Annotated in this window: 14 protein-coding genes; 3 read left to right on the top strand and 11 right to left on the bottom strand. The window is 58.7% G+C overall.

The window, feature by feature from the left end; translation table 11 throughout:
- Positions 1-16: 16 nt before the first annotated feature.
- The 11 genes from ACOI7D_RS18510 to ACOI7D_RS18460 all read right to left on the bottom strand — a co-directional run bounded on the left by ACOI7D_RS18510 (position 17) and on the right by ACOI7D_RS18460 (position 12038).
- A complete protein-coding gene (locus tag ACOI7D_RS18510; RefSeq protein ID WP_050534235.1) occupies positions 17-895 on the bottom strand; it encodes an SMP-30/gluconolactonase/LRE family protein in 879 nt (292 codons plus the stop codon).
- Positions 896-908: 13 nt separating this feature from the next.
- Positions 909-2246 carry an MFS transporter gene (locus tag ACOI7D_RS18505; RefSeq protein WP_109547349.1) on the bottom strand — a complete coding sequence of 446 codons (1338 nt, stop codon included), beginning with the start codon at positions 2244-2246 and terminating at the stop codon, positions 909-911.
- A 135-nt stretch (positions 2247-2381) separates the two neighbouring features.
- Positions 2382-3572, bottom strand: a complete 1191-nt coding sequence (locus tag ACOI7D_RS18500) for a thiolase family protein (RefSeq protein WP_109547348.1) — start codon at positions 3570-3572, stop codon at positions 2382-2384.
- A gap of 11 nt (positions 3573-3583) precedes the next feature.
- A complete protein-coding gene (gene fabG, locus ACOI7D_RS18495) occupies positions 3584-4318 on the bottom strand; it encodes a 3-oxoacyl-ACP reductase FabG (RefSeq protein WP_023289688.1) in 735 nt (244 codons plus the stop codon).
- Between the two features lie 11 nt (positions 4319-4329).
- Entirely contained in the window at positions 4330-5922 is a 1593-nt protein-coding gene (locus ACOI7D_RS18490; RefSeq protein WP_109547347.1) for an acyl CoA:acetate/3-ketoacid CoA transferase, read from the bottom strand.
- Positions 5919-7475, bottom strand: coding sequence for a class I adenylate-forming enzyme family protein (locus tag ACOI7D_RS18485; protein ID WP_050534239.1), 1557 nt, complete (start codon positions 7473-7475; stop codon positions 5919-5921). Before ACOI7D_RS18485 ends, ACOI7D_RS18490 begins: the two co-directional genes overlap by 4 nt.
- A gap of 248 nt (positions 7476-7723) precedes the next feature.
- A complete protein-coding gene (locus ACOI7D_RS18480) occupies positions 7724-8113 on the bottom strand; it encodes a VOC family protein (RefSeq protein ID WP_050534240.1) in 390 nt (129 codons plus the stop codon).
- Position 8114: 1 nt separating this feature from the next.
- Positions 8115-9449 carry an L-fucose:H+ symporter permease gene (gene fucP, locus ACOI7D_RS18475; protein WP_004105419.1) on the bottom strand — a complete coding sequence of 445 codons (1335 nt, stop codon included), beginning with the start codon at positions 9447-9449 and terminating at the stop codon, positions 8115-8117.
- A gap of 36 nt (positions 9450-9485) precedes the next feature.
- A complete protein-coding gene (locus ACOI7D_RS18470) occupies positions 9486-10427 on the bottom strand; it encodes a ribokinase (RefSeq protein ID WP_016809705.1) in 942 nt (313 codons plus the stop codon).
- A gap of 11 nt (positions 10428-10438) precedes the next feature.
- Positions 10439-11128 carry a D-allulose 6-phosphate 3-epimerase gene (gene alsE, locus ACOI7D_RS18465; RefSeq protein WP_004115216.1) on the bottom strand — a complete coding sequence of 230 codons (690 nt, stop codon included), beginning with the start codon at positions 11126-11128 and terminating at the stop codon, positions 10439-10441.
- 109 nt (positions 11129-11237) lie between these two features.
- Positions 11238-12038, bottom strand: a complete 801-nt coding sequence (locus tag ACOI7D_RS18460) for a DeoR/GlpR family DNA-binding transcription regulator (protein ID WP_109547346.1) — start codon at positions 12036-12038, stop codon at positions 11238-11240.
- A gap of 364 nt (positions 12039-12402) precedes the next feature.
- Here ACOI7D_RS18460 and deoC point away from each other — a divergent pair, with 364 nt between their 5' ends.
- The 3 genes from deoC (at position 12403) to ACOI7D_RS18445 (ending at position 15546) form a co-directional block, all read left to right on the top strand.
- Positions 12403-13152, top strand: coding sequence for a deoxyribose-phosphate aldolase (gene deoC / locus ACOI7D_RS18455; RefSeq protein ID WP_109547345.1), 750 nt, complete (start codon positions 12403-12405; stop codon positions 13150-13152).
- A gap of 53 nt (positions 13153-13205) precedes the next feature.
- Positions 13206-14711, top strand: coding sequence for a xylulokinase (locus tag ACOI7D_RS18450; protein WP_244341713.1), 1506 nt, complete (start codon positions 13206-13208; stop codon positions 14709-14711).
- A 61-nt stretch (positions 14712-14772) separates the two neighbouring features.
- A complete protein-coding gene (locus ACOI7D_RS18445; protein ID WP_109547343.1) occupies positions 14773-15546 on the top strand; it encodes a DeoR/GlpR family DNA-binding transcription regulator in 774 nt (257 codons plus the stop codon).
- The last annotated feature ends 233 nt before the right edge of the window (positions 15547-15779 follow it).

The raw sequence follows: 15779 nt of genomic DNA, 5'->3' as shown, positions 1-15779 counted from the left end.
CGAACCGGTGGTTCGTTTAGCCGGCAAAACGCCGTTCTGCTACGCCGGTCACGCCCAGGTCGTAAATGGCGAACAGGCTACCGCGCAGCTGATTGTCTTCCGGGAAGCGCGGCAGGGGCGGCTGTGCCATGGAGGTGACGTACAGCACGTCGAGGTTTTCGCCGCCGAACATCACGCTGGTCACTTTTTTCACCGGCATCTCAATGATGCGATCGATCTTGCCCTCCGGCGTGTAGCGCACCAGCTTGCCCGCGTAGACCAGCGCGTTCCACAGATAGCCTTCGCTGTCCACGGTGGCGCCATCCGCCGCGCCGCCTTCGCTGCTATCGACACGGCAAAAGACTCGTTCTCCGGAGAGATCGCCGGTCGCAGTGTTGTAGTCCCAGGCGCAGATTTCGCCCGTCCAGGTATCGGCAAAATAGAACGTCTCGCCGGAGGGGCTCCAGCAGGGGGCGTTAGAGACGATGATATTTTTCTTCAGCACGTGTAGTGACAGATCGGCGTCCAGGCGATATAGCGCGCCGCTCGGCTCCTCTTCACGCATATCCATCGATCCGAACAGAAAACGTCCCTGACGATCGACTTTGCCGTCGTTGAGCCGGTTAAAGGGCCGGTCCGCTTCCGGATGGTGCAGCAGCGTCAGCTCGCCGCTGGCGAAGTCGAGCAGATGCACACCATTCTGTAGCGCCACCACCGCGCCTTCGCCGTTCTGGCGCAGGGCGAACGAGCCAATTTTCTGCCGCACGTCCCAGCTCTTAATCGCGCCGCCCTGCGCGTTACAGGCGAACAGGCGCCCGTCGAGGCTGTCCACCCACCAAAGACGCTGCTGTTCGACATCCCAGACCGGGCTTTCGCCGAGTCGAGTTTTTAAATCCAGTAAGACTTCGATGCGCATAAGGACCTCCTGATTACGCTTTTTCGCCGCCGGCTTGTTTTGCCGATGCTCTGCCAGGGGATGACGAACTTTTGATGAACAGAGACACCAGCGCGCCGATGATCAGTAGCGCGACGGCGAACCATAAGCCGGACGTTGCCGCGCCGGTGCGATCCTCAAACGCGCCGAGGATAAACGGCCCGAGAAAGCCCCCGCACAGTCCGAGGCAGTTAAGCAGGCCGAAGCTGCCCGCCAGCATATGCCCGCTCATGATGGACGGGAGCCAGTTAAAGATGATGGATTGCATAGCGAAGAACATGAAGGCGGCCAGCGAGAAGCCAAGCAGCGCCACACCGTGACCGGCAATGGCGCCAATCGCCATGCCGGTCGCCATGACCAGATAGCCGGCCATCAGCATGCTGCGGGAACGCTGTTCCGTGCGGGCGAATCGCGGCAGCAGGATCCCACCCGCGGCGGCGGCCATCCACGGGATGGCGGTCAGCAAACCAATCTGCAGCGGAGTAAGCTGGCCCCAGCTACCGATGATCCCCGGCAGGAAATAACTCAGGCCGTAAACCGAAAACTGGTGGGTAAAGTAAATCAGCACCAGCAACAAAAACACCCGGGTGGTCAGCGCGGTTTTCAGGGAGAAACGGCTTGGCGTATGGCGCGTTTCCTCGGCTTCTTTCGCCAGTACCGCGTTGATGGCCTGCACATCGTCGCTGTCCAGCCAGCGGGCGTCGGCAGGTTTATCCGGCAGTCTGCGCCAGACGACGAACGCCAGCAGTACCGCAGGGAGTCCCTCGATAAAGAACATCCACTGCCAGCCGTGCCAGCCGGACATGCCATCCAGGCTTAATAACAATCCGCCCAACGGCGCGCCGATAATGTTGGCAAGGCAGACCCCCAGCAGGAACAGACCGGTGGCTTTAGCGCGCTCTTCACGGCCAAACCAGAGGGTGAGGTAGTAAATAATGCCCGGATAGAGCCCCGCTTCGGCGGCGCCGAGCAAAAGGCGCATCATGTAAAAGGACGTAGGCCCGGTGACAAACGCCATACCGCAGGAGATGATCCCCCAGGTGATCATGATGCGGGCGATCCAGCGCCGCGCGCCAATCCGGGTTAAAAACAGGTTGCTGGGGATCTCCAGCACTGCGTAGGTGAGAAAAAACAACCCGGCCCCGAGGCCGAATGCGGTTGCGGAAAGGCCGATATCCACCGACATGGTCGCTTTCGCCATGCCAATATTGGTACGATCAATAAAGCTGATGATGTACGCCACGATAAGCAGCGGCATTAAATGGCGGTAGATCTTTTTATGGGTGAGCTGCAGCTGCGTCCCGTTTACCGCCTTTTCATTTATTGCGGACATGGTTATTATTTCCCCGTATTCGTGGTCAGAAGCCTTGCCGGAATCGAGACGATCCCGTTCGTCAGCTCACAGGTTGTCGCCGGGTGCTGACCCGAACGACGCCCGGCCCGAAGCCCCACTTCGGGCCGTCTTTTCCTAAGCGCCTTCGCGCTCGAACAGCATAGAAATCCCTTGGCCGCCGCCGATGCACATGGTGACCAGACCGGTGCGTGCGCCGCTGCGCGCCATTTCATACATCAGTTTGACCGGCAGGATCGCACCGCTGGCGCCCACCGGGTGGCCGAGGGCGATCGCGCCGCCGTTGACGTTAACGCGGGCCGGGTCGAGACGCAGATCGTTCATCACCGCCAGCGCCTGGGCGGCGAAGGCCTCATTGAGTTCAATTAGGTCGATGGCGTGGACATCCATATTGAGACGGTCCATCAGGCGTCGGGTCGCGGGAGAGGGACCAAACCCCATAATCTCCGCGCCGCAGCCGGCAACCGCCCAGCCGCGAATACGCATGCGCGGGGTTAAGCCGCGTTTTTCCGCCTGCTGACGGGTCATCAACACCAGGGCGGCCGCGCCGTCGTTAATGCCCGATGAGTTTGCCGCCGTCACCATGCCATCGGCTTTAAAGGCCGGACGCAGCGTGGCGAGTTTTTCACGCGGGGTGTCGCGCGGGTGTTCATCGGTCGCGAACAGGCGGGTTGCTTTTTTGCCGTCCGGCACTTCAAGGGCCAGGATCTGTTCGCGGAAGCGACCCTCGGCGATCGCCTTCAGCGCCTTTTGCTGGCTTGACCAGGCGAAATCGTCCATCTCTTCGCGGGTAATGCCGAAGCGTTGCGCGACGTTTTCCGCGGTGATGCCGTTGTGATAAGGCCCTTCCGGCCAGGTAAGGATAGAGATCAGCCCATCTTCCAGCTCGCCGTGGCCCATGCGATAGCCATCGCGCGCTTTGCGCAGGTAGTAGGGCAGTTGGGTCATATTTTCCGTTCCGCAGGCGACGACCACCTCGGCCTGGCCGCCTTGCAGTTGCATCATGCCGTCCGCCAGGGCCTGCAGTCCGGAGCCGCACTGGCGGTTCACCGAATACGCGGCGCTCTCCTGCGGGATCCCCGCCCGCAGCTGACAGATGCGGGCGATAAAACCGCTTTCGGCGATTTGCCCGACGTTGCCGACGATCGTTTCGTCGATATCCTGTGGCGCAATCCCGGCGCGGGCGATCGCTTCGCGAATGACCGCTGCCCCGAGGTCATGCTGGTGGGTATGCTTAAGACTGCCGTTAAACGTGCCAATAGCGGTACGAACGCCGCTGACAACCACAATATCATTAGCCTGTGTCATCGTTTTTCTCCTTACAGCACCATGCCGCCGCCGACGTTAATCACTTCACCGTTGATATAGCGCGCGCCGTCGGACGCCAGAAACGCCACGCACTCGCCAACGTCTTTCGCCTCCCCGGCGTAGCCCGCAGGGATTTTGTTGATCATGATTTGCCAGACGTTTTCCGGGACGCCGCGCGTCATATCGGTATCGATAAAGCCCGGGCAGATGGCGTTAACCGTGACGCCTTTTTTCGCCAGTTCGCGGCAGGCGGTTTTGGTCATTCCCACCACGCCGGCTTTTGACGCCGAATAGTTGGTTTGTCCGACGTTGCCAAGCCAGCTGGCGGAAGCGATATTGATAATGCGGCCCGCGCCGCGCTCGCGCATGCGGATAGCGGCCTGCTGCATACAGAGGAAAGCGCCTTTCAGATTAACGTCGATCACCGTGTCCCAGTCTGCTTCCGTTAATTTGTGCAGCATGGCGTCGCGGTTGATTCCGGCGTTATTAACCAGAATGTCTACCGGGCCAAACGCCTCTTCGGCCTGGGAAAACAGGGCTTCGACCTGCGTTTTTTCAGCGATATTGCAACTGATAAACAGCGCCTGTGCGCCCGATTCGCGCAGAGAAGCGGCGGCGGCTTCGCCGTGCGCGTCGCGATCGGCGATAATCACTCGCGCGCCTTCCCGCGCAAGCACCTGGGCAATACCAAAGCCGATACCGCGCGCGGCGCCGGTGACAATGGCGGTTTTACTGGCAAGTTTCATAGCAAAGTTCCTTATGAGTCAGAGGATGAATTCCGGGACAGATGTTCCGCGAGGCCGCAGGGCGGCGGGGCGAACAAACGGCGGTCCATAACCTGAAGATCCGCGGCGATCGCTGGATGAAAATCCATATGCGCGAGGATGTCGCGCTCAAGATCGATGCCGGGGGCGATTTCCGTCAGCACCGGTCCTTCCGGGCGCAGTTCAAAAACCGCCCGTTCGGTGACGTAATGCATGGTTTGTCCTTTGGCGCGGGCCAGTTCGCCGTTATAAGAAATCTGGTTTACCCCAGCGACAAATTTACGTACCTCGCCTTCGCGGCGAATATGCAGCGCCCCTTGTTCACAGGCGATCTCCAGCCCTTTAGCGGTAAAAGAAGAGCAGAACACGACGTGGCGGGCATTCTGGGTGATATCGATAAAACCGCCCGCGCCGGGGCAGGATGCGCCGAGCCGCGTGGCGTTGACGTGGCCGTGCGGGTCCATCTCGCCGGCGCCCATAAAGGTGATATCGACCCCCGCGCCGTTGTAATAAAGCATTTGATCCTGGTGGCTTATCATCGCGCTCAGGTTACGACCAATGCCGAAATCAACGCCGCCCGCCTGCTGCCCGCCGTAGATCCCTGATTCCACGGTGATGGTGACCTGCTCGCCGAGCCGTTCTTCGTGAATGATGGCGCCAATAACATCGTTGGGAATGCCGGTGCCGAGATTGATGACGCAGCCTGGCGTCAGGTAGCGGCAGGCAATTCGCCCGATAAGCTTGCGCAGGTCGAGCGGCAGCGGCGCATTCTGCGCGGCGGGCAGTTGAATATCGCCGCACAGCGCTGGGTCGAAGGCCCAGCTTGAAGTCTGGCGGTGATCCGTCTGCGGCTCTTCGCACACCACAATGGCGTCGATCAGGTTGCCGGGAACGGTGATGCTTTTCGGATGCAGCGAGCCTTTCGTTACGCGATATTTCACCTGCGCCAGCACCTTTGCCCCATAGCGTCTGGCGGCGAGCACTGCGTGCAGGACTTCCAGCTTCATCACCTCTTCATCGGTCGTGAGGTTGCCGTCTTCATCAGCATGGGTGCCGCGCACAATGACTACGTTCAGGGGAATAGCCGGGTAGAACAGATACTCGTCGCCGCGAAACGCCACGTGCTCGACCAGATTGGGCCGTTCGCGGGTGCGGGCGTTCATCCGCCCGCCTTCCATTCGCGGATCGACAAAGGTACCGAGCCCGACGGGGGAAAGCCGCCCGGTAAGCCCGGCGGCCATCGCGCTATAGAGATGGACGATCTGCCCCTGCGGCAGGCACCAGGCTTCCACTTCGTTGTTGTTGATCATCGCCATCCAGCGCGGCGCCAGGCCCCAGTGCGAGCCGATAAGCCGCGTCACCATACCCGGATGGGCGAAGTGCTGGATGCCGCGCTGGCGATCGCTTTGCCCAGCGGCATGCAGCAGCGTCAGGTCGCGCGGTTCGCCCGCGGTCAGAAAGCGCGCTTCGATAGCGCTTAAAATGGACTCCGCCGCGCCGATAAGCGTCATCCCGACGGTGCAGACGGTGTCGCCGCTGGCGACCCACTGTGCCGCTTGATGGGCGTCGATAAATTTGCTGCTCACTTTTTATCCTCCGTTGATAGCGTGATGATGGATTCTGCAAGGCGCATTTTGAGCTGCTGTTTGCTCACTTTGCCGTTGTGGGTACGCGGTAAAGCACGGGTGAAAATAATGCGCGCCGGCAGCTTAAAGCGGGCGATTCTGACCTTCAGCCAGCTGAGGATCTCTTCGCTGGTCAGGTGGTGCTGGCCATCCGGCACGATAAACGCCACGGGCTCTTCGCCATAGACCGGGCTGGGGGTCGGGATGACGGCAACTTCCCGTACACCCCGGTAGGTAGAGAGAATGTTTTCCAGCTCCAGCGAGTAAATTTTCTCGCCGCCGCGATTGATCATGTCCTTGCTGCGGTCTTTGATGTACAGCCAGCCTTCGTCGTCGAGATAGCCCAGATCGCCGGTACAAAACCAGCCCTGCGCATCGCAGCTCGGGCGTCGTTCGCTGTGCTGCCAGTATTCGCGGATCACCACATCGCCTTTTAGCCAGATATGGCCGATATGCCCGGCGGGGAGGGGCTGCTGGCGATCGTTGCGGATCGTAATGGCGAGGCCGGGGATCGCCTGGCCCGAGCTGCCGCATTTATCGCTGCCCCAGACGTCGCCGGGAAAAATGGTCGCGGGCGAGGTCGTTTCAGTGAGGCCGTAGATCGGCTGAATTGCGGTATGCGGAAACAGGGTTTTTAACTCCCTGATCAGTCCGTCGCTCAGGTGGCCCGCGCCGCAGGCAATCGTGCGCAGGGCGGGAAAATCACCGGGATGGCTGGCGCTCTGCTCGCGCGCCGCCTGGCAAAGGAGGATAAAAATGGTGGGCGAGCCGTGCAGAAAGGTAATGTTCTGTTCGCGCAGAGTGTTGATCACCTGCGGGGCATTGAACCGGTGCTGCAGCCAGATGCTCGCGCCCAGGCTAATAAACAGCGCCAGCAGCGCCGACAGGCCGGTGATGTGATAGACAGGCACCGCCAGAATGGTGCTATCCGCGGCGGTGAGATTCAGTTTTTGCGTATAGGCGTCAATCGCGCAGAGCAGGTTATTGTGCGTGATAATCGCCCCTTTAGGCTCTCCAGTGGTTCCGGAGGTGAACATCATGACCGCCGTATCGTCGCGGTTAACCGGGACCGGCTGGTGGGTCAGCGGTTCGGGAAGGCTGAGCGCCTGCCATTCGCTAAGTGAAACCGCACGCGCGTCCGGGGTGTGTTTCAGCCAGTCCTGCACGGTCGCATCGAACAGAACAACCCGGGGAGCGATATGGCCTACCAGCTCTTCGCTTTCGGCCTGCTTAAGTTTGGTGCTGAAAGGCACCACTTCGATGCCCAGACCAAGTGCGGCAAAAAGGATTTCGCAAAAAGCGGGGTGATTCCCCCAGGCCAGCAGAATACGGTCGCCTTTGCGCAGCGACCAGCCGCGATCAAGCTGCGCCATCGCCCGCTGTACCCGCAGATGAAAATCGCGGTACAGATAGCGCCGGTCCTCAAACGCCAGCGCCAGGGCATCCGGGCTGCGGGCAGCACTGTGACTCAGGGCCTGGTACAGATTCTGGAAGTCGGCGGAGGTGCTCTTCATGTGTCTCTCCTGATATCGCGTATTGAGTAGGAGTAGTCTGGGGAAATTCAGGAGAGGAAATTGCCGAATGGCTCACAATAGAAAATCAACAAAACAGAAGCAATTTTGTAACATTGCACAATGGGCGGGAGAGGCCGGGTGGAGGGAGAAAATCTGGAATCAGGCAGGCTTTTGTAAAGCCTGAGGAAGCCCGCTTTTAGACCCGTATTAACCGGGCCTAAAAGGGAGAAGGGGATCAGGCCGGCCGCTTAGCGCTTAAAAGCATCGAACTCGAGCCGTTCGCCATCGGGGCCGCGAATAAGCAGGAAGCGCATGTTGTCTTCTTCTATCGGCCCTTCATCGAGCGGATAACCGAGCGCCGCCAGCCGCTGCTGCACCGCATCCAGGTCGCGGACTTCCAGCGCCAGATGATCGATACCGCAGCGAGGAGCGTCAAAGGGCGTTCCTGCGGGAAGCTGATACAGCTCGAGGACGGCGCCCGCCATTTCCAGGAACGCGACTTCAATATTGCCCTGCGGCGACGGCTTGCTAAACCGCTGCTGGCGCTGAAAGCCCAGCGGTTCATAGAAGGCAAGCGAACGCGTTAAGTCACTGACCTGATAGCCAATATGAGCAATCGTGTTGATAAGTTCGCGCATGTTATACCCCCTTACGCACGCACCAGAAACCGTAGAAAGCGACATACACAAAGCACAGGAGCGGAGCGATAAAGGCGATTTGCATATTGCCGCCGTTCATATCCGAGATAATGCCCATCACCAGCGGAATAACGGCCCCGCCGATAATCGACATCACCACGATTGAGCCTGCGGTCTGGGTATCTTTCCCCATCCCTTTGATCACCAGACCAAAGTTCGTCGGCCAGCATGGCGCCATACAGAAGCTGACCAGAATGAGCGCATAGACCGCCAGCATTGAACTGCTGAATACGGCAACCAATAAAAGGACAGTGGCGGCCAGGGCAAAGCTACCGAGCAGCAGCGCCGGGTTCAGGCGGTTCATCAACCAGGTGGCCACGGTTTTACCCACCGCGTAAATCACCAGAGAAGCCAGCAGCCAGTAAGTCGCGGAGTGCTCGCTGGTGCCCTGCTGCACGAGCTGCACAAAGCGAATCGTGAAGCTCCATACGCCAACCTGGGCGCCGACGTACAAAAACTGCGACAGGATCCCGAGGCGAAAGCGCGGGATAGCAAACAGGCGTTTCAGCGTAGGTCCCATGCTTTCCGTCGGGAGTTGTTGCTGCTGAGAGGGCGTGCCCTTGCACGACGGGAATTTAATAAACACGAACACCAGCGCCAGCACCACCAGCACGGAGCCGATAATCAGATAGGGTCCGACCACCTGGCCGACCATTTGATGGCGCGCAGCGTCCGCGGCGGCGGCGGGCATCGCCAGCAGCTGTTCATGGCTCGGATCGTTCTCGCCAAACACCATCACCTGGCCAATCAGCACGCCGGAAATCACGCCCAGCGAGTTGAAGATCTGCGAAAAGTTAATGCGCTGGGTGGAGGATTGAATCGGGCCCAGCAGGCTTGAATAGGTGTTTGCCGATGTTTCCAGAAAAGAGAGTCCGCAGGCGATCACCCCCAGGCAGGCGAGGAACGCGCCGTAGGTCATGATCTGCGCGGCCGGAACGAACAGGAAGCAGCCGAGGGCGTACAGGCACAGCCCAATAATGATCGCCGCTTTATAGGAATAACGCTTTATCAGCGCCGCCGCAGGCAGGGCGACAAAAAAGTAGCCGAGGAAAAAAATCGACTGCACCAGCGCCGTCTGGGTATCCGTTAAATCGAAGCCCTTTTTAAACTGGGCGATCAAAATATCATTCAGGTTGCCCGCCATCCCCCATAGCGCAAACAGGCAACAGACCAGTAAAAATTGCAGCCAGGGGGTATGCGGTAAATACGCGCTGGTGTCCAGTTTTTCATTGTGGACCGCCGCTTTATCGACCTTATCCGTGATTAGCGTACTCATTGAGCTATCCTCTTAATGGTTTTTATACAGTAGGGTTTATGCCATTTCATAATCAGAGGCGGCACGCAAAAGCCGTTCTCGTGCCTCCTGGTACTCAGGTAAAGATGATGCGCCCTGCTTTTCGACGCTGACGGCGGCGTAGGCCGCCGCAAATCGGGCTGCGGCATGCAGCGGCTCGCCGCAGGCCAGTCGCGCCGCCAGCGCGCCGTTGAAGGCATCGCCCGCGCCGGTGGTATCGCGGGGATGAGAAGGAAAGCACGGAATAGGGGATTTCACGCCCTGCTCGCTCAGCAGGGCGCCCTTTGCGCCGAGGGTGATAATGACGTTGCGCGCGCCCTGAGCATGCAGCGCATCGGCGGCCTCGGCCGCGGCCGCCAGAGAGTCAACCCGGCGCCCGGTCATTAACCCGGCCTCCGTGGCGTTCGGCGTGAGCAGATCCACTTTGCTTAGAAAGGCGTGCTCAACGGGCTGCCAGGGCGCAGGATTGAGCACCACGAAGGCCCCGGCCTCTTTGCCGGCGTCAACGACCTGCTCAATGGCGGAAAGATTGTTCTCCAGCTGAACCAGCACCACATCCGCGCAGCCGATAGCGGGAATGCAGCCGGCGATTTCATCATCGGTCACCGTCATATTCGCGCCGGGGTCGACGGCAATCATGTTTTCGGCATCATTGCCGGCCACATAAATCAGCGCGTTGCCGGTGGGGACGTCTTCGGCGACCAGCAGCGTCACGGCATTGAAGCCCACGCCTTTCAGATGACGGCGGGCAAAATGGCCGAAGGTATCATTGCCAATCTTGCCGATATAGTGGACATTCGCCCCCGCTTTTAGCGCGGCGGTGGCCTGGTTCGCCCCTTTCCCCCCGGCGCTGGTCATACTCCCGCAGGCCACTAACGACTCGCCCGGTACCGGAAAGCGCTCCACCCTGGCAACCATGTCGAAATTGAATGAACCAAAAACACAGACTTTTCCTGACATCATTCGCTCCTTTATACGAGCTCGGGGGAGTGCAGCGCGGCGGACAGATCGCGGGACATTTTTTCCCAGGCCTGCTCAAGCGGCATATCCGGGCGGAATAAACCGCTGCTGCCCATGACCAATATCTGCGCCCCGGCTCCCAGCAGCTCGCGGTAGGTGTTGCGATTGCATGAGCCGTCGACTTCCAGCAAGAAGCTGAGGTTGCCGCTCTCTTTTAGCTGATGAAGCTGCGCGATTTTGGCGAGCATTTCGGGAATAAAAGGCTGACCTGCATAGCCTGGATCGACGGTCATCACCGTCACCTTATCGAGCAGATGCAGATAGTGCTGGATGCTCTCAACCGGCGTGGCGGGATTGAGCACCACGCCCACCTCTTTCCCCGCCTGGCGAAGCATATTGATGAGCCGGAAGGCTTCGCGGCAGATGGTTTCCGGATGCAGTGAAATAGCGTCAGCGCCGGCTTCTATCAGCGACGGGATAAACGAGGCGGGCTCTTCGACCATCAGGTGGACATCGATGGGAAGCGATGTGTAGGGACGAATTTGCGCCACAAAGCTGGCCGATAGCGCCAGATTTTTGACATAGTGGCCGTCCATTATGTCGACATGCAGCCTGTCGGCTTTGCCGTTTAAAAAGTGCAGCTGTTCCGTCAGCTTCATCATGTCCATACACATGAGCGAGGGAGAAAGGTAATAACGCATAAGGCCTCATTTATTCCGGTAGTGGCTGATTTCAGGCAAAGTCTGGCCCTGCCGCGGGAAGCAGCGTTTCGACATTGCGCGTATTAACCGTCACGTCATGACGGCGTACTCAGGCGATTTGTAGGCCGACGTTATGCCAGGTCATCTCTTTTTCCAGCAGCGGATCGACAAACTTTTCGGTCACCAGACAGTCCAGCTCGCCCAATCCGCCGATGCGGGCGACGCCTGTTCGCCCCAGCTTGCTGCCGTCGACCAATGCTATGGTCTGACAGGCCGCCAGCATCATCTGTTTCAGCAGGGCGGCGTGGGCTTCCGTACCCGCATACAAGCCGCTATCGCGCTCCAGACCCTGGCAGGAGAAAAAGAGCGTATCGATAGCATACTCGCGTAGCGTTCGTGAGGCGGTTTCCCCGAAGAACGACTCTTCGGTCGGGGAGAAGTCGCCCCCCAGCCCCACGAGATGCAACGAGCGTCGGCTCATCAGGGTTTGTAAGATGCGGATGGAGGGCGTAATAACCGTTAACGCCATCTCCGGCATCTGCCGGGCCAAAAACCAGCTGGTGCTGCTGCCGTCCAGGACGATGGTCTTTCCCGGCTGGAGAAACTGCAGCGCTTTACGGGCCACGCGCATTTTGCCTTCGCTGTGCAGCAGCGTTCTTTGCTGAAAGCTTCCCTGGCTGTCTTCGACCGGCAGGGCGGACGCCGCCGCCCTGGGCGACGGCAGCGGGTTTTCCGCTGCCAGCGCGCCGCCGTGGCTCCGCGTTAAGATCCCTTTCCGCTCCAGCTCGCTTAGATCGCGGCGAATCGTTTCCCTGGAGACCCGAGTCGCTTGCGCAATCTCATTCACCCGCATTACGCCGCGTTGGCCCAGCAGTTCAACAATTAAACGATGACGTTCCAGAGGCAACATAGCGCTCTCCTGAAGTACATAATGAGATTACCTTTCCCTTGCGCAGGGCGTTGCGATCCCGGGAATGCCCGGCGAAGGCGAGCTTTTCGCCGCCGGACAGCGTGATAACGCGCACATTTCGGCGGTGCTTCCGCCCGCGGTTTTCGCTATCTCACCCGTTTTTCAGGCATAAACAAAAACAAACAAAAATAAATGCAATATTGTCTTTACGCCCGTTTATGACCATTTATGCCTGCTCTGCAAGGGCAGCAATCATTTTCTGCCTGCTAATTAAAAGCAAATGAAAATAAAAAAATGCTAATCTGATCACGTTATTTTCATTTGATGCGTTTTTAAATGGATTTAAGCCAGATAACAGCATTAAATGAAATCAATTAAAAACAAAGAGCAGGATAAAACCATGAATGAAACCACCCGTCGTTTTGCACGTTTAGTTGACCTGAGCGCAGTCCAGGCCACCAGTACCGAAGCGGACGTTCGCGCCTGCGCCGAGCTGGCCGCTCGCTACAACATTATTTCCGTCCATGTGCTGCCATGCTGGACGCGCTTTCTGAGCACGCTGCTCCCGCAGCAGGGAAGGGGAGAGGTGATGATTGGCGGGCCGGTCGGTTTTCCCGGCGGCGGGCATGCCACCGACACCAAGGTTCAGGAGGTACGGCAGCTGATTGCCGACGGCGCCCGCGAAGTGGATATGGTGGTGAATATCGGCAAAGTGTTATCCGGTGATTATGACTATGTCCGGGAAGATTTGCGCCGCGTGGTGGAAGCCGCCGCCCCGGTCCCCGCTAAAGTGATCCTCGAAACGCACTATCTCAATGAGGAGCAGATTCGCCGCGTGTGCGATATCGCCGTAGAGGTGGGAATGAAGTGGGTCAAAACCTCTACCGGCTGGGCGCCCACCGGCGCCACGGTGGAAAAAGTCAGCATCATTGCCGACCAGCTTAAAGGCCGAATCGATATCAAAGGCGCCGGCGGCATTCGCGATCTGGCCACGGTGCGCGCGCTGTACCAGCTTGGCGTCCGTCGCTTTGGCATGAGCCATGGCGCGGTCACCAAGGTGCTGGCTGAACTGGAGCAGCACCCGGAACGTTTTCCCGAACTGAACGCCGATTAAACTGAGAGACCGCGGGCCTGATGGCCCGCCTTAAGACGTCACCGGAGTCAGTGATGAAAGATAAAATACTCACGATTGATGTTGGCACTGGCAGTACCCGCGCCGCCATTTTGCGCATTGACGGCGCGATGATCGGCTTTGCGCAAAGAGAGTATGAGCAAATCACGCCGCGTGCGGGTTGGTCAGAACAAGCGCCGTCTTTATGGTGGCGGGCCGCCTGCGATTGTATACGCGAGGTGCTTTATCGCTATCCAGAAACGGCTGCGCAGATTGCGGTTATTGGCGCCTGCGGACAGATGCACGGCACCGTCCTGCTGGACGACCGTGGCGAGCTGGTGGAGGATAGGGCGTTGCTGTGGAATGATAAGCGCAGCCAGCCTCAGGTTGACGCCTTTAACGCGCGCGAAGGTCGGGAAAAGTGGCTGGCGCATTTGAATAATCCGCCAGCGGCTGCATGGCCCGCTTTCAAGTTAACCTGGTGGCGCGAAAATCATCCGGAGCGCTGGCCGCAGCTCGCCAAAGTATTAATGCCGAAGGACTATATTAATTTCATGCTGACCGGCGCCCTGGCGACCGAATATAGCGAGGCGTCCTGCTATTTCCTGATGGACAGCGAAACCCGCGCCTGGTCTTCGCAAGCCTGCGAAACGTTTGGTCTGCGGGTCGATCAGCTACCGGATCTTAAACTTTCCAGCGACATAATCGGCCTGGTGACGCCGCGCGCAGCCGACCTGACGGGCCTGCCGGCGGGAATCCCGGTGGTTGCCGGGACGTCGGATATGGCGGCCTCTTTGCTGGGCTCGGGTGTGTATGAACCGGGGATGGCGTCTGATTCAACCGGCACGTCGACGCTGATGACGGTGGTGTCCCCGCGGCCGTTACACCATCCGCTGGTTAATAATCTTCATCTTGCCAACGCGGCCTGGGGCGGATTTACGATTCTCGACGCCGGCGGCGATGCCGTCCGTTGGGCGCGGCTGGCGCTGGCCGATAACCAGATTACGCATCCGCAGCTTTTGCAGGAAGCGGCAGCGGTCCCGGCGGGCGCGGAAGGGCTGCTCTTTCTTCCCTATCTGACGGGAGAACGCCTGGCCGAACACACGAACTCGCGGGCGCAGTTTTTCGGCCTGCAGCGTAAGCATCGCCGCGGTCATTTATTCCGCGCGGTCCTGGAAGGGGTGGCCTTTGCGTCCTGGCGCAATCTTCGCCAGCTGCAGGCGTGCGGGCAATATCCGCAACAAATGATCGCTTCCGGCGGCGGCGCGCGCAGCCCGCTGTGGCTTGAAATCAAAGCCGCAGCGTACAATCTGCCGATATTATCTACGCGTAATCAGGAGAATGGCGTCACCGGATGCGGTATTATCGCCGGGGTTGGCGTAGGGTTGTACGCCGATTTTGCCAGCGGCGTGCGGCAAACGGTGCAGTTCGACAAACTGATTTCGCCAGATCCCCGTCTGCGGGATTATTACCACGCCTGCTGCGAGCTTTTTGATACGCTGTACCGGCAATCCGCTGCCTTATACGACAGGCTGGATGCGCTCAGCGTAGGACCCGACTGATACGCAAAGGTAAGCCAGCGCCGCGACGCGCGTAACGAGCTGTAAAAAAGAGAGAGGCAGAATGTTTGCAGAAGAAAGACAGGAGAAGTTACTCGGTATACTCAGGGAAAAACGCAAAGTTGCTGTTTCTGAGATGTGTGACGTCTTTAATGTATCTGGCGCTACCATTCGTGCCGATCTCCGCCAACTGGAAGAGGAGGGGCTGCTGACCCGAACTCATGGCGGAGCCGTCCTTCGTACCCGAGCGAGCTTCGAACAGGCGTCGGACGCCCGCGAAATTGTTAATTTCAGCGCGAAAGAACGGATCGGCCAACGCGCGGCGGCGCTGGTTGAGGATGGCGATATAATCGTGCTGGATACCGGTACCACGACGCTGCATATCGCGCGCAATATTCGTGACAGACAGAACGTCACGGTGGTTACCAATGATTACCAAATCGCCCGGGAGCTTGAGGCCAGTGCCTCGATTCAAACTATTCTGCTGGGGGGGATCGTTAAGAAGGGATACCACTGCGTGGTAGCGATCAACGGACGTTCCATTCTCGACACGCTAAACGTCGATAAAGCATTTATGGGCACCAATTCGCTGTCGCTGAAACACGGCGCCTGCGTGGCCGATATCATGCTAGCAGAAACGAAACGAGGCATGGTGGAACACGCCAGTCAGGTGATTATTGTCTGCGACTACAGTAAGCTGAATAACACCTCGCTTGCCCAATTTACCGCCGCAGATCGAATTGACACGGTGGTGGTGGATCGGCTGCCTGATGACGTTCAGGCGTATCGTAATGCCGGCATTCAGGTAATTTCTCTAGATGAAGAGAATCTTCTCTAGCGCGTAGTTCAGGCGGTATCAAATATCGGGTGGGCCGTAAAACCCGGCCCAGATGGACGGGGTTTTACGGCGCGTTTTACCGAGTCACGTGAAGAGGAGCGATACAGAAGAGTGGATGCGATATGTGGTGTATATTCCTCCAATCGACAATTTAACATAATATACATTATGCGCACTTGGATTGTAATGGCTCAATAGTAATGTCCGCCTGTGGCTCAATTCAGATGTCCGCG

This window comes from Klebsiella sp. C360, from assembly GCF_048822415.1.
In the GTDB taxonomy this organism is placed as follows: domain Bacteria; phylum Pseudomonadota; class Gammaproteobacteria; order Enterobacterales; family Enterobacteriaceae; genus Klebsiella; species Klebsiella quasipneumoniae.
This window is presented reverse-complemented; position numbering and strand designations above follow the sequence as displayed.